This window comes from Methanoculleus horonobensis, from assembly GCF_001602375.1.
Lineage (GTDB): Archaea > Halobacteriota > Methanomicrobia > Methanomicrobiales > Methanoculleaceae > Methanoculleus > Methanoculleus horonobensis.
The window spans coordinates 159,718-173,455 of sequence record NZ_BCNY01000013.1 but is presented as its reverse complement, the minus strand read 5'-3'; the positions used below and the strand labels follow the sequence as shown (position 1 = coordinate 173,455).

Genomic DNA, 13,738 nt, shown 5'->3' with positions numbered 1-13,738 from the left:
AGGGGAAGTATGCAGGTTCGGGTAAGGGCTTTTGCCCGGTTGCGGGAGGCAATCGGGAGCGATCTCACGCTCGAGGTTCCCGAAGGGGCGACGATGAGCCGGCTCCTTGCGGCGGTCGCCGAGACCTCGGAGCAGGCCGGGGAGGCGCTCTTTGAAGAGAGCGGAGAACTCCGGGGATACGTGATCCTGATGCACAACGGCAAACGTGTGCGGCGTGCGGAGGCCATGACGCTCGCCCTCGCTGACGGGGATGAGGTCGCACTCTTCCCGCCGGTGGCGGGCGGGTGACGGAGGAGACTGGAATGATCGGCGTAACAGAAGACGATTTTGATGTGAATGCCGTGATCGACCGGGTGCGGAAGCCCGATATGGGCGCTCTCGTCACCTTCCTCGGCACCGTCAGGGACGACGGCGGGACGGAGGTTATGGAACTCGAGGCCTACGAGGAGGTCGCGGTGAGGGAACTTGAGACGATCCGGGACGAGGCGTTTGCCCGATACCCCATAGCGGCCGTCGAGATCATCCACCGGATAGGCAGGCTCCGGGTCGGGGAGAACATCCTCCTCATCGTCGTCGGCGCAGGTCATCGGAAGGAGGCTTTCGACGCCTGCGAGTATATTCTCGAGCGGATCAAGGAGAGCGTGCCGATCTGGAAGAAGGAGATCGGCGAGGGCGGCGAGCGCTGGGTTCCGGGCGAGTCCCACGGGGGCGACGCATGATCCGGCTGCAGTCGTGCAGGAAGGCCTACGCGAAGGAGACCCAGCGCACGGTTCCGCCCGAGGAGACGCTCCGTCTGGCACGGGAGAGGCTCCCCGTGGCGGGGATCACCCGCGTCGCCGACATCACGAACCTCGACCGGATCGGGATCCCGGTCTTCTCAAGCATCCGGCCGACCGCTGAAGCGGGAGCGATATCGGTCTACAACGGCAAGGGCGCCACCCCCGTCGAGGCGGAGGTCTCGGCGATGATGGAGGGGATCGAGCGCTACTCGGGCGAGATGGATAACCGGGAGCCGGTAATCGGGAGATACAGCGAGATCTCGGCCGGGGAGAACGCGCTCGACCCCGCGGACCTGATCCTCCCTGGCCGGGTTCCGGCCGACATCGTGGTTCCCTGGGTCAAAGGATACGACATCGTCCAGGAGGAGGAGGTGCTCGTTCCCGCCCACGCGGTCTACCACCCCCTCCCGGCGACCTATGGCCGCCTCTTTCGGACCAACACCAACGGGCTTGCCTCCGGAAACACCCTCGAGGAGGCGACCTTCCACGCCCTGATGGAGGTGGTCGAGCGCGACGCCTGGTCGCTCGTGGAGGTGACCCGGAACACCGGCCCCCGGATCGAGGGGATCGACGACGGGCTCGCCGCCGACCTGCTCGCGAAGTTCGCGGCCGCCGGCGTCGAGGTCACCCTCAAGGACATCACGAGCGATATCGGGATCCCCACGGTGGCCGCGGTGGCCGACGACGTGGTGCTCAAAGACCCCACGCTCCTCACGATCGGGATGGGGTCGCACACGAGCGCCCATATCGCGGTTCTCCGGGCGCTCACGGAGGTTGCGCAGAGCAGGCTGACGCAGATCCATGGTGCACGCGAGGATACCGATACGGCGGACGTCAGGAAGAGGATCGGCTACGACCGGACGAAACGGCTGAACCGGCACTGGTTCGCGGAGTCCGAAGTCGTCCGGTTCTCGCAGATGCCGTCGTTTGACAGCGACGATTTCCTCACCGACATCCACCACGTCACCGAAAGGCTCGATGCGGCCGGGCTCTCCCGGGTGATCGTGGTCGACCTCACCCGGCCGGAGATCGGCATCCCGGTCGTCCGGGTGATCGTGCCGGGGCTGGAGATGTACGCGATGGATCAGGACCGGATGGGCAGGAGGTGCCGTGACGCACGAAGTCGTCGTCTTCCTCGGTCCCAGCTGTGACCTTGCGGCCGCCCGGACGATCCTCGACGCCGAGTACCGTCCTCCGGCGAAACGGGGCGACATACTGGAGGCCGCACGTGCCGGAGCCCGGATCATCGGGCTGATCGACGGCGTCTTCTTCCAGGACTGCGCCGTCGCCCACCGTGAGGTCCTGGCCGCGCTCCGGGCCGGGGTGCGGGTCGTCGGCGCCTCCAGCATGGGAGCGCTCCGGGCTGCGGAACTCGACAGCCTCGGGATGGAGGGTGTCGGGGAGATCTATCGTGCCTACCGGGAGGGGAGGCTCGTCGCCGACGACGAGGTGGCGCTCCTCTTCGATCCCGAGACGTTCATGCCGCTCTCCGAGCCGCTCGTGAATATCCGGGCGACCATCCAGCGGGCACTGGAGTGCGGGGTTATCGGTGCCGACGCGGCGGGGTCGCTCCTTGAGGCCGCCAGGGCACTCTATTTTCCGGAACGAACCTACGACGCGGTCGTCGAGGCGGCTGAAGGGAAGACGGACCCGGACGACCTCGCCCGGTTTCTGACGTTTGCCGACGAGCATGCCGTCGACCGGAAACGCGAGGACGCGCTGCTCGCGCTCGAATACATCAGGGATCTCCCCGGGATGCATTGAACCGCGTGGTTCAATGATCCTACCGCGGCCGCCGTAGCAATATATCCCCGTCCGGGCCGACTTCCTGTACGTCGGTGCGGAACCATTCCCACCGCAGGGGCAACGTGTTTATCGGGCCGGAAGCGGTTCTTCCCGGCAGTCACCGTGCTTCCGGCATGTGCGGCGAACCGGAGAAGATCCACGGCCGAAACCACGCAGGCATGTACTGTGATTGCCCCGAATACCCCGGGTCCGGCCGATGCCCATGCAGATGCCATCAACCGCATAAGGCCGGATCCGATGCCGGCGGGGAGAACGCGTAACGTGGATCTCCTACACCCACCTATCCTGATCCACCGGACGATTCCGGCGCGGCATATGCCTCCCGGAAGTTCTCCCCGAACCCGACCTCCACGTAACGTCTGGTTCCCCGATACGTTCGGTCATACTACCTTCGCTCTGCGTGGCGAGACGATAGAGACCCCGGCGGCATACAGGATGCGGTATCGCAACACTCATATGTGTAAAAAATAATTAACACATGTTGACATTGTCTTTCAGCACCCTTCCCGAACTGGCGCGGCTGCTCTCCCTGCTCGGGAACGAGCAGCGACTTGCCGTACTCGGGGCAATCGCGGCCGAAGAGAAGTATGCCCGCGAGATTGCCGAAGAACTCGGCATATCGCGCCCGCTGGCCGCCATTTATCTCCGGCAGCTCGAGAAACTCGGTTTTGCGGAAGGGAACAGCAGGACGTCGGACGAACCCCCGTATCTCCGGAGGTGCTACCGGGCGGTGCCGTTTGAGGTGGTGCTGAACCTGGATTTGATTGTGTCGTTAGAGAGGTCAAAGGATGAGACAGGATAGGTGGAAACTCTACCTGAAGGCGCTGTGGGGCGCCGTTATTGCATTGCTCGTGATCAGCTGCCTTATTGCCGGCTTGTTTGGCGATTCGAACTCCTTGAATGCCGTGCTTGCCGGTTCCGTCTACGTTATCATTAATCTTGGTGTTCTGACGCTGCTCTTCATCATCGTTGTAAGGCTCAAGGAGTGGATCGAAGACCAGATCGCGAGTGCGGCGGGACAGAAGAGCGGTGCGGCCGGCGGGGAACTCCAGATGCTGCGGCAGTCGATGGAGCGGATCGAGGCGAAGGTGGACAGGATCGAGAAGGTTCTCGATGGGATCTCCGAGTGACGCTAAAAAGTGATCGGGGTGTATGAAGGACATGCAGTAGCGCGCTGCAGGGTGGGTGGACGAGGCGCAGGCAGGTTCCGTCGTCGCCTGGCCACGTATGGGTAAGAACTCACCACATAAAAATGTTTACCCTTTATAACAAAAAATTGCATTCGTAGCAATTGCCCCTTCTTTCCCGCTACCGGGAACGCTCCAGCGAGAGCACCCCGGCCAGCCACGCGACACGGTCGCGGCGGGCTGCTTCGTCAAGGAGATGGCCCGCGTCGTACCATTCGAGCGACTTCGGTTCGCCCGCCTGCTCGAAGAACTCCCGGGCCTGCTCCTCCGTGAAGAACTCGTCGCGAAGAGCGGCCTGAAAGAAGAGCGGGGTGGGTGCGGCACGGCCGACCCAGACGGCAGGGTCGAGTTCCGCGAGCGTCCGGCGGTAGTGCTCGAATTTCTCGCCCTGCAGGTCGGGCAGGTTCACCGCGGCGACGTCGACAAACCTTCCGGTGCCCGCCATCAGGACGGCGGCGCGAAGACGCCGATCGACGCCGGCGAGCACCGCCCCGAAAAGCGCCCCGACACTGTGGCCCACGAATCCGATCCGGTCCGGATCGATGCCCGGCTGCGCTACGAGGAGATCTATCCCCCGGCGAAGGTCGATCACCGTCCGGTTATGCTCCCGCACGGCCTCCTCGGGATCTGTGACTGCCTGACCCCAGGCTGCTGCCGTATCGGCGGCCCAGGGAGCGTCGACGAGCAGGGAGGCCGCACCCATCCCGGCAAGGGCCACGGCCTCGGCGAGGAACGTGGCGCGGGAACCAAGTCCCGGGTGGAGGTAGAGGACGGCAGCAGAACGCGTCCCCTCCTCTCTTGCCGGGGTCACCAGGTAGGCCCGAACCCCCCGGCCCGGGGCAGTCTGGTAGGTCAGGTCGCGGACCGAGATGTCGGTGCCGCCAATCTCGATCGCGGGCGGTCTCTCTGCATCGTAATCGAAGAGCGGGCGCAAATTATCGGCTTTTCGTTCCATAAGACTCCTTCTGCTTTCCTCTCGACCCGCCGGCAGATAAACCCGGCGCCTGCGGGGAGAAAGTGATTGCAGCGTTCTTTACCCTGCTCCGAATGGAAGGTTTTTCTACCCGGGCACCCCTTCCTTCAAGAGGTGATTCTATGGCGATTGACTGGTACGAAGAGTTTGTTGATTTAAACCACACCCCGGGCCCGGACGAGCTCGTAGCCCTCTACTACTTCGAGCCTGCGGCGGGGATCAGCAAGGAAGAGGCGGTCGGGAGGATCGCGTCGGAGAGTTCGACCGGAACCTGGACGACGCTCTTCACCCTGCCGCCCCGGATGCGGGATCTCCAGGCGAAGGCGTTCGAGATCGAGGGGAACTACGTGAAGATCGCATACCCGCTCGCCCTCTGGGAGGAGGGGAACGCGGCCCAGCTCCTGAGTGGGATCGCCGGGAACGTCTTCGGGATGAAGGCGCTCGACCGTCTCAGGCTGATCGACGCTTCGCTCCCGGCCGAATACCTCCGCCACTTCAAAGGCCCGCACTTCGGTATGGAGGGGATCCGGGATATGATGAAGATCCGGGGGCGGCCGCTCACGGGAGCGGTGCCGAAGCCGAAGGTAGGCTTCACGGCAGAGGAACACGCAGAGGTCGGTTACGAGACCTGGATGGGCGGGTTCGACTTCGTCAAGGACGACGAGAACCTGACGTCCCAGTCGTTCAACCGGTTCGATGACCGCGTCCGGGCGATGGCGAAGATGCGCGATCGGGCCGAGCAGGAGACCGGCGACGTGAAGTCCGCGTTCATCAACATCACCGCCGACACCGAGACGATGGAGAAGCGGGCGAAGATGCTTGCCGATTACGGCTGGAACTACGCGATGATCGACGTCGTGGTTGCCGGAACCGCTGCCGTCGCGACCCTCCGGGACTACTGCTCCGACCTCGGGCTTGCGATCCACGCCCACCGGGCGATGCACGCGGCCTTCGACCGGGACGAGAAGCACGGGATCACGATGCAGTTCCTGGCGAAGATGATGCGGCTCGTCGGTGTTGCGCAGATCCACACCGGGACCGCTGTGGGCAAACTGGTCGGCACCCGGGCGGAGGCCACGGTGCTTGCGGACATGCTCCGGGAGAAGCATACGAACGCCGTCGACCACATGGCCCTCGACCAGGACTGGGGTAATATCAAGTCCGCTTTCCCGGTCTCGTCGGGCGGCCTCCACCCCGGGCTCGTGCCGGACGTCCTCGACATCTACGGCAGCGAACTCGTTCTCCTGGTCAGCGGCGGCATCCACGGCCACCCGAAGGGGACGCGGGCGGGCGCAGAGGCCGCCATGCAGGCGATCGAGGCCTGGAAGGAGGGGGAGACGCTTGAGGAGAAGGCGAAGAAGGCTCCCGCACTTTCGGAGGCGCTCGAGAAGTGGGGGCGGTATAAGCCGAAGTGAGGGGGTTTTGATACTATTTCGATTGAGTGAGACTGCAAATACCCTGGATTATATGCCTGAAGTTGTGAGTTAGCCACGACGAACAGAGCGACTGAAGCGAGGAGAAAGCCCGGTGCAGTGGACCGTGGTGGCTATCGCCCCTGGGGAAGGGGCTGACGGGGAGTGCGAGTGAAGCGAGCTTGAGCACCGATAGGTGCGAAGGGGGGAGTATTCCCCCCTCCCCTGTCCCCACCCCCCTCTCGGCGATATCCCCCTGAAATCGGTGCCAGGTGCAATCGAAGGAGACTAGAAGGCAGTCAACGAATTTTAAACAACTCTTTTCCTTCGCACCCAATCACGCCCTCACCGGCCCCCGCCGCTCCGGGCACCCTTCCAGAGCCGTCGTGCCCCCGACGTGTAGCTTCCCCGCCAGCCTCACGAGCCCCTCGCGGAACTCGTCGATGTAGCCCTGCATCGAGAGGCTGCCCTCCGGGAAGGGGCAGTCGATGTCGTAGAGCCGCTCGATCATCGGATCGGAGGGGAGGAGGTCGACGGCGATCCCGGTCGCTTCCGCGGCCTCGACCATCGCCTTCCGAAACGGCCCGATGCAGTAGGCGAGCCGGTGCCGGTAGGTCTCCCGGGTCTTCTCGAGGTAGCCCTTCAGCCGGTAGACCTCGATCCGGTGGAAGTCCCGCCGGATCCGCTCGTCCGTGGTCTTGCCGAGCATGTAGTGGTAGTTCCGGTAGGGGTACATGCACTCGAGCTCCGCGGGGACGGTTCCGCAGGTGCCGAAGATGACGATGTGATACTCCTCCGGGGCGAGGACGCCGTCGATGATCCGCCGGAAGAGTCTGTGGCTCGGGCTCTGGCTGTAGGGTTTCCGCACGGCACAGGGGAGGAAGAGGCCGATCTCTCTTGGCGCTACCGGATAGTCGTCGATGATGAACCGGTAGGCCTCCTCGAACTCCTTCTGGTAGAACGGCGGGTCGAATATCTCGATAGGGTTCCCGTGCCTGTCCTGCGCGATACTGGCCACCTGCCGGGAGGCGCCCGCACTTCGCACTATCCGATCCTTCTGCATGAAAAATGTTCCACTCTTGATGTATACCGTTTTGACCGGAAAAGTCAAAAAGGGTGGTCATGCAGGAGTGGTTCCGGAACCCTCCCAAACGGGCGTCATTCCGGGCTCCGCTAACTAAATTTATTTAAACTTTATGTCGGCAAACGGCTATGAGGTAAGACGACAAACATATCTGAACAGACAAATGAAGAAGATCACCATCAAGGGGGCGCGGGAGCACAACCTCAACAACATCACCGTCGAACTTCCGCGCGACCGGCTCATCGTCCTCACCGGGGTATCCGGATCGGGGAAATCCACGCTTGCCTTCGACACTATCTACGCCGAAGGACAGCGGCGCTACGTGGAGTCGCTCTCCGCTTATGCACGGCAGTTCCTCGGGCTGATGCAGAAACCGGACGTCGACAGCATCGACGGGCTCTCGCCCGCCATCTCCATCGAGCAGAAGACGACGTCCAAGAATCCCCGGAGCACCGTCGGCACGGTCACCGAGATCTACGACTACCTGCGGCTCCTCTTCGCCCGGATAGGGACGCCGTTCTGCCCGGAGCACCATATCCCCATCGAGGCGCAGTCGCCGGAGAAGATCGCCGATCACATCGCCTCCACGATGGCCGGGACGGTCACCATCCTCGCCCCGGTCATCCGGCAGAAGAAGGGAACCTACCAGCAGGTCTTCAAAGACCTCAACCGGGAGGGCTACGCCCGGGTCCGGGTCAACGGTGAGATCCACCGGACGGACGAGGAGATCACCCTCGAGCGCTACCGCAAGCACGACATCGACGTGGTCATCGACCGACTCTCCGTCGACGAGCGCTCAAGACTCGTCGAGGCGATCGAGAACGCCCTTGCAAAGTCCGAAGGGCTCGTCATCGCCGTCGACGAGGACGGCAACGAGGAGACCTGCTCGGCGCTCATGGCCTGCCCGATCTGCGGGATTGCATTCGAGGAACTCCAGCCCCGGATGTTCTCCTTCAACAGCCCCTTCGGCGCGTGCGAGGAGTGCAACGGGCTCGGGTTCAGGATGGAGTTCGATCCGGACCTGATCATCCCGGACAAGAGCAAGTCCATCGCCGAAGGCGCCGTCATGCTCTACCGGAACTTCCTCGACGGCTACCGGAGCCAGTACCTCGGTGCCGTCGCGAAACACTTCGGGTTCTCGGTCATGACGCCGATCAAAGACCTCACCGAGCAGCAGTACAACGCCCTGATGTTCGGTTCGTCGGAGCACCTCCGCCTATCGATGCGAACCAGAAACGGTGACTCATGGTCGCACTCCGGGACGTGGGAGGGCCTCGCCCCGCAGGCCGAACGGCTCTACCACCAGACCCAGTCGGAGTACCGTCGCCACGAACTCGAGAAGTTCATGCGGATCCTCCCCTGCCCGAAGTGCGAGGGCAGGAGGCTCAAAGAGAAGGTGCTTGCCGTGAAGGTCGCCGGGAAGTCCATCGTCGAGGTCACCGACCTCTCGGTCACGGGAGCGCGCTCGTTCTTCCGGACGCTGGACCTCACCGAGAGCCAGCGCGAGATCGCAAAACAGGTCTTGAAGGAGATCGCCGCCCGGCTGGAGTTCCTGGAGCAGGTCGGCGTCGGCTACCTGACCCTCTCGCGGAGCGCAGGCAGCCTCTCGGGCGGGGAAGCGCAGCGGATACGCCTCGCGACGCAGATCGGGTCGAACCTCACGGGGGTGCTCTATGTCCTCGACGAGCCCTCCATCGGGCTGCACCAGCGGGACAACCGGAAACTCCTCGAGACCCTGCAGCACCTCCGCGACCTCGGGAACACCCTCGTCGTGGTGGAGCACGACGAGGATACCATCCGGAGCGCCGACTGGGTCGTGGACATGGGGCCCGGAGCCGGGCTCCACGGCGGTGACATCGTCGCGGAAGGGCCGCCGGACGCCATCGCGGCAAACCCGGCATCGATCACCGGCCGCTACCTCTCCGGCGATCTCAGGATCGAGGTTCCTGCTTCTCGCCGGAGGAGCGACCGGTTCATCAGGCTCTCGGGCTGCCGGGAGAACAACCTCAAGGGCATCGATGCGAAGATCCCTATCGGCGTCCTGACGGTCATCACCGGTGTCTCGGGATCGGGGAAGTCTACGCTCATCTACGAGACGCTCTACCGAGCGCTGATGCAGAAACTCCACGGTTCGCGGGAACTTCCGGGGAAGCACGACAGCCTCGTCTTCGACGACGAGCTGGACAAGGTGATCGTCATCGACCAGAGCCCCATCGGGAGGACGCCGCGCTCGAACCCGGCGACCTACACCAAGGTCTTCGACGAGATCCGGAAGGTCTTTGCCGAGACGAAGGAGGCGAAGGTCCGGGGCTACAAGCCCGGCCGGTTCTCGTTCAACGTCAAGGGCGGGCGGTGCGAGGCCTGCCAGGGTGAAGGGCTGATCAAGATCGAGATGAACTTCCTCCCCGACGTCTACGTCGAGTGCGAGGAATGCAAAGGGGCGCGCTACAACCGCGAGACCCTCGAGGTGAAGTACCGGGGCAAGTCCATCGCCGACGTCCTCGACATGAGCGTCGAGGAGGCACTGGCCCTCTTCGAGAACGTCCCCTCGATCAGGAACAAACTCGATACGCTCTCCAGGGTCGGGCTCGGCTACATCAAACTCGGCCAGAGCTCCACCACCCTCTCGGGCGGCGAGGCGCAGCGGATCAAACTGACCCGGGAGCTCGCAAAAAGGGCCACGGGGAAGACGATCTACCTCCTCGACGAACCGACGACCGGGCTGCACTTCCACGACGTGAAGAACCTGATCGCCGTCCTCGACGATCTGGTGGCGCGGGGGAACACGATGGTCGTGATCGAGCACAACCTGGACGTGATCAAGTCGGCCGACTACATCATCGACCTCGGTCCGGAGGGCGGGGACGCCGGCGGCGAGGTCGTCGCGACGGGAACCCCCGAGGAGGTCGCTCTGGTCGAAGGGAGCTACACGGGTGAGTTCTTAAAGGAGATCCTCAAGAAGCCATGATCGATACCCAGAGTCTTCCGACCGAGCCCGGCTGCTACCTCTTCTCCGACAGGGAGGGCACCATCATCTACGTCGGGAAGGCGAAGAACCTCAAACGAAGGGTCTCGAGTTACTTCTCCCGGCACGACCTCGACCGGAAGACGCAGAACCTCGTGGCCGCGATCGCCGGTCTCGACTTCATCGTCACCGACACCGAGGTCGAGGCGTTCATCCTCGAGAACACCCTGATCAAGAAGCACCAGCCGAAGTACAACATCGACTTGAAGGACGCGAAGCGGTACGCCTACATCCACATCACCGACGAGCCCTATCCCCGGGTTCACACCGCCCGCCAGCCCGACGGGAACGGCCGCTACTACGGGCCGTTCGTCTCCGGCCGGGAGCGCGAAGACCTCCTCCGGCTGCTGAAATCATTATTCGGGCTCCGGTCGTGCCGGCGCCTCCCCCGCCGCCCGTGCCTCCGTGCGCACATCGGTTCGTGCAGCGCCCCCTGCATGGGAAGGATCGGCGAGGACGAATACCGGGAGCGGGCGAGAAGAGCGGAAGCCGTCCTGAAAGGAGATATCGCCGGGCTCATCCGGACGCTCCGCGCGGAGATGGCAGCCTCGGCAGAACAGCAGGAGTTCGAGCGGGCGATGGAGCTCCGCGACCAGATCACAGCCATCGAGGGGCTGCGCGAGCGCCAGCACGTCGACCGGCAGAAGACCTACAACGAGGATATCGTCAACTATATCGTGAGCGAGGGAACCGTCTTTCTGATGCTCTTCAACGTCGACCGGGGAACGCTTGCCGGGAAGCGCGAGTACACCTTCGACGAGACGGAGGGGTTCCTCGAGGAGTTCCTCGTCCGCTACTACGCCGACCACGAACCGCCGCAGGAGGTGATCCTGCCCGTGCCCATCGACGATGCCGTCGCCGGCTACCTCTCCCACCTTCGGGGCGGCAAGGTCCGGGTGGTCGTGCCGCAGCGGGGCGAGAAGAAGAATCTGCTCGATCTGGTCAGGAAGAACGTGGAGATCGCATTCTTCGGCGACCGGATCAAACTGGACGAGCTCAAACGCCGGCTGCACCTCCCGGACCTTCCCGTCGCGATCGAGTGCTTCGACATCTCCCACCTCTCCGGGACGGCGATGGTGGGTTCGATGGTCCGGTTCCTCTGGGGGAAGCCCGACAAGCGGAACTACCGGCGGTTCAGGATACGGACGGTCGAGGGTGTCGACGACTTCGCGGCGATCGCCGAGGTTGTCCGCCGGCGCTACTCGCGGCTCCAGAAGGAGGGCGGCGAGTTCCCCGACCTGATCCTCATCGACGGCGGGAAAGGGCAGCTTGCGGCGGCAACCGCGGTGCTGAGAGATCTCGGTATCAAAGTCCCGATCGCGGCGATCGCGAAGCGCGAGGAGGAGGTCTTCGTGCCGGGCTTCTCCCACCCCCTGCCGCTTGAGAAACACGAGAAGGCGTCGCTCTTCCTCCAGGAGATCCGCGACGAGGCGCACCGGTTCGCGATCGCGTATCACAGAACCCTCAGGAAGAAGACGGTGGCACCATGACGGAATTTCACCTCAAGGCTGACTTCAAGCCGACCGGATCGCAGCCCGACGCGATCCGGAAACTCAGCGACGGCCTTTCCCGCGACGAGCGGTACCAGACCCTCCTCGGGGTCACGGGCTCGGGGAAGACGTTCACGATAGCAAACGTCGTCGAGGAGGTCCAGAAGCCCACCCTCGTCATAGCCCACAACAAGACGCTTGCCGCCCAGCTCTACAACGAGTTCAGGTCGTTCTTCCCCGATAACCGGGTGGAGTACTTCGTCTCCTACTACGACTACTACCAGCCCGAGTCCTACATCGCGAAGCGCGACCTTTACATCGAGAAAGACGCCCAGATCAACCCCAAGATCGAGCAGATGCGGCTTGCGGCCACCGCCTCGGTCCTCTCCCGCCCCGACACCATCATCGTCGCTTCGGTCTCCTGCATCTACGGTCTCGGGAACCCCGCGAACTTCCAGGGAATGGGGTTCGAGGTGAAGGTCCGCGACCGGATGCGGCGGGACGACATCATCAGGAGACTCGTCGACATCCAGTTCGAGCGAAACGAGCTCGAACTCATGCCGGGCCGGTTCCGCGTGAAGGGCGACACCATCGATATCGTCCCCGGCTACTTCAACAACATCATCCGGATCGAACTCTTCGGGGACGAGGTCGACCGGATCAGCGAGATCGACAAGGTATCGGGAGAGCGGCTCGAGGCGATGGACTACTTCTTCGTCTACCCGGCGAGGCACTTCGTCGCCCCCGATGAGGTGAAAGAGCAGGCGATCGTCTCGATAGAGGAGGAACTCGAGGAATGGCTCCCGGGCCTCGGCATGATCGAGGCGCACCGCCTCCGCCAGCGGACGCTCTACGACATCGATATGATCCGCGAGACCGGAACCTGCAAGGGGATCGAGAACTACTCCCGCCACTTTGACGGGCGGAAGGCCGGCGAACAGCCCTACTGCCTGCTGGACTACTTCCCCGAGGACTTCCTGATGGTGATCGACGAGAGCCACCAGACCCTCCCCCAGGTCAGGGGGATGTACCACGGCGACTACTCTCGGAAGAAGTCCCTCGTGGACTACGGCTTTCGGCTCCCGTCGGCGTTCGACAACCGGCCGCTGAAGTTCGACGAGTTCTCGGGCTACATGCGAAACGTCATCTTCGTCTCGGCAACCCCGGGAGACTACGAACTGAAGCGGTCGAGCGTCGCGGAGCAGATCATCCGGCCGACGGGGCTCGTCGATCCTGCGGTCGAGGTTCGGCCGATCGAGGGGCAGATCCCGGACGTGATGGCGGAGATCCGGGCCACCATCGACCGCGGCGACCGCATACTGCTGACGACCCTTACGAAACGGCTTGCCGAGGAGCTCTCGGAGTATCTCGCCGAGCAGGGGATCAAGACCCGCTACCTCCACTCGGAGATCGAGACCATCGAGCGGACGGAGATCATCCGGCAGCTCCGTCTCGGGAAGTACGACGTCCTCGTCGGGATCAACCTCCTGCGGGAGGGGCTCGACATCCCCGAGGTGGGGTTCGTCGGCATCCTCGACGCCGACAAGGAGGGGTTCCTCCGCGACGCGAGAAGCCTGGTCCAGACGATCGGGCGGGCGGCCCGCAACGTCAACGCGAAGGTCGTGCTCTACGCCGATACCATGACCGACTCGATCAAGAAGGCGATGGCCGAGACCGGGCGGCGGCGAGCGATGCAGCTCGAGTACAACGTCCGGCACGGCATCACGCCGCAGACGATCCGAAAACCGATCCGCGAGAAAGAGGTCGATATCACCGATATCAAGCACGTCCCGAAGTCCGAAGTCCCGAACCTGATCATCGAACTCGAGGCCGATATGCGGGAGGCGGCGGAACGCCTGGAGTTCGAGCGGGCGATTGCGCTCCGGGATATGATCAAGAAGTTGCAGGAAGGGAAGGGGCGGTAGAAAGGCTAAGGCTCCGGATTGCTGCGGAGTATGGGGCCGGGAGGGGCTGTGACGGTA

The 13,738-nt window shown here is 63.6% G+C and carries 12 protein-coding genes; 10 read left to right on the top strand and 2 right to left on the bottom strand.

Annotation, left to right across the window (positions count from 1 at the left end; genetic code table 11):
* The first annotated feature begins 9 nt into the window (after window positions 1-9).
* The 6 genes from MCUHO_RS03885 to MCUHO_RS03860 all read left to right on the top strand — a co-directional run bounded on the left by MCUHO_RS03885 (window position 10) and on the right by MCUHO_RS03860 (window position 3,715).
* Window positions 10-288, top strand: coding sequence for a ubiquitin-like small modifier protein 1 (locus MCUHO_RS03885; RefSeq protein ID WP_067073605.1), 279 nt, complete (start codon window positions 10-12; stop codon window positions 286-288).
* Window positions 289-302: 14 nt separating this feature from the next.
* Window positions 303-719 carry a molybdenum cofactor biosynthesis protein MoaE gene (locus tag MCUHO_RS03880; protein WP_067073601.1) on the top strand — a complete coding sequence of 139 codons (417 nt, stop codon included), beginning with the start codon at window positions 303-305 and terminating at the stop codon, window positions 717-719.
* Entirely contained in the window at window positions 716-1,930 is a 1,215-nt protein-coding gene (locus MCUHO_RS03875) for a YcaO-related McrA-glycine thioamidation protein (RefSeq protein WP_067073597.1), read from the top strand. The genes MCUHO_RS03880 and MCUHO_RS03875 overlap by 4 nt, the downstream gene beginning before the upstream one ends.
* Window positions 1,890-2,543 (top strand): TfuA-related McrA-glycine thioamidation protein, encoded by a 654-nt coding sequence (locus tag MCUHO_RS03870; protein WP_067073594.1) that lies wholly within the window; start codon window positions 1,890-1,892, stop codon window positions 2,541-2,543. The genes MCUHO_RS03875 and MCUHO_RS03870 overlap by 41 nt, the downstream gene beginning before the upstream one ends.
* Window positions 2,544-3,063: 520 nt before the next feature.
* On the top strand, window positions 3,064-3,387 hold the full coding sequence (locus tag MCUHO_RS03865) for an ArsR/SmtB family transcription factor (RefSeq protein ID WP_067073590.1): 324 nt from the start codon (window positions 3,064-3,066) through the stop codon (window positions 3,385-3,387).
* Window positions 3,374-3,715, top strand: a complete 342-nt coding sequence (locus MCUHO_RS03860) for a hypothetical protein (RefSeq protein ID WP_067073587.1) — start codon at window positions 3,374-3,376, stop codon at window positions 3,713-3,715. The genes MCUHO_RS03865 and MCUHO_RS03860 overlap by 14 nt, the downstream gene beginning before the upstream one ends.
* A 178-nt stretch (window positions 3,716-3,893) precedes the next feature.
* Here MCUHO_RS03860 and MCUHO_RS03855 read toward each other — a convergent pair whose 3' ends face one another.
* Window positions 3,894-4,727: an alpha/beta hydrolase gene (locus MCUHO_RS03855; RefSeq protein WP_067073583.1), complete on the bottom strand. Its 834-nt coding sequence runs from the start codon at window positions 4,725-4,727 to the stop codon at window positions 3,894-3,896.
* Between the two features lie 140 nt (window positions 4,728-4,867).
* On the opposite strand from MCUHO_RS03855, the gene rbcL reads away from it, so the two are divergent.
* Window positions 4,868-6,160, top strand: coding sequence for a type III ribulose-bisphosphate carboxylase (gene rbcL, locus MCUHO_RS03850; RefSeq protein WP_011844166.1), 1,293 nt, complete (start codon window positions 4,868-4,870; stop codon window positions 6,158-6,160).
* A gap of 334 nt (window positions 6,161-6,494) precedes the next feature.
* On the opposite strand, the gene MCUHO_RS03845 is transcribed toward rbcL, so the two are convergent.
* A complete protein-coding gene (locus MCUHO_RS03845; RefSeq protein WP_084385912.1) occupies window positions 6,495-7,220 on the bottom strand; it encodes a DUF5591 domain-containing protein in 726 nt (241 codons plus the stop codon).
* 184 nt (window positions 7,221-7,404) lie between these two features.
* Here MCUHO_RS03845 and uvrA point away from each other — a divergent pair, with 184 nt between their 5' ends.
* The 3 genes from uvrA to uvrB are packed head-to-tail and all read left to right on the top strand — an operon-like array spanning window position 7,405 to window position 13,681.
* Window positions 7,405-10,209: an excinuclease ABC subunit UvrA gene (gene uvrA / locus MCUHO_RS03840; protein WP_067073579.1), complete on the top strand. Its 2,805-nt coding sequence runs from the start codon at window positions 7,405-7,407 to the stop codon at window positions 10,207-10,209.
* Window positions 10,206-11,756, top strand: coding sequence for an excinuclease ABC subunit UvrC (gene uvrC, locus MCUHO_RS03835; protein WP_067073575.1), 1,551 nt, complete (start codon window positions 10,206-10,208; stop codon window positions 11,754-11,756). Before uvrA ends, uvrC begins: the two co-directional genes overlap by 4 nt.
* Window positions 11,753-13,681, top strand: coding sequence for an excinuclease ABC subunit UvrB (gene uvrB / locus MCUHO_RS03830; RefSeq protein ID WP_067073572.1), 1,929 nt, complete (start codon window positions 11,753-11,755; stop codon window positions 13,679-13,681). Before uvrC ends, uvrB begins: the two co-directional genes overlap by 4 nt.
* Window positions 13,682-13,738: the final 57 nt, after the last annotated feature.

Bases quoted from the DNA above. Each gene is read 5' to 3' on its own strand.
- MCUHO_RS03885 (WP_067073605.1), top strand. From the start codon at position 10: ATGCAGGTTCGGGTAAGGGCTTTTGCCCGGTTGCGGGAGGCAATCGGG.
- MCUHO_RS03880 (WP_067073601.1), top strand. From the start codon at position 303: ATGATCGGCGTAACAGAAGACGATTTTGATGTGAATGCCGTGATCGAC.
- MCUHO_RS03875 (WP_067073597.1), top strand. From the start codon at position 716: ATGATCCGGCTGCAGTCGTGCAGGAAGGCCTACGCGAAGGAGACCCAG.
- MCUHO_RS03865 (WP_067073590.1), top strand. From the start codon at position 3,064: ATGTTGACATTGTCTTTCAGCACCCTTCCCGAACTGGCGCGGCTGCTC.
- MCUHO_RS03860 (WP_067073587.1), top strand. From the start codon at position 3,374: ATGAGACAGGATAGGTGGAAACTCTACCTGAAGGCGCTGTGGGGCGCC.
- MCUHO_RS03855 (WP_067073583.1), bottom strand. From the start codon at position 4,727: ATGGAACGAAAAGCCGATAATTTGCGCCCGCTCTTCGATTACGATGCA.
- rbcL (WP_011844166.1), top strand. From the start codon at position 4,868: ATGGCGATTGACTGGTACGAAGAGTTTGTTGATTTAAACCACACCCCG.
- MCUHO_RS03845 (WP_084385912.1), bottom strand. From the start codon at position 7,220: ATGCAGAAGGATCGGATAGTGCGAAGTGCGGGCGCCTCCCGGCAGGTG.
- uvrA (WP_067073579.1), top strand. From the start codon at position 7,405: ATGAAGAAGATCACCATCAAGGGGGCGCGGGAGCACAACCTCAACAAC.
- uvrC (WP_067073575.1), top strand. From the start codon at position 10,206: ATGATCGATACCCAGAGTCTTCCGACCGAGCCCGGCTGCTACCTCTTC.
- uvrB (WP_067073572.1), top strand. From the start codon at position 11,753: ATGACGGAATTTCACCTCAAGGCTGACTTCAAGCCGACCGGATCGCAG.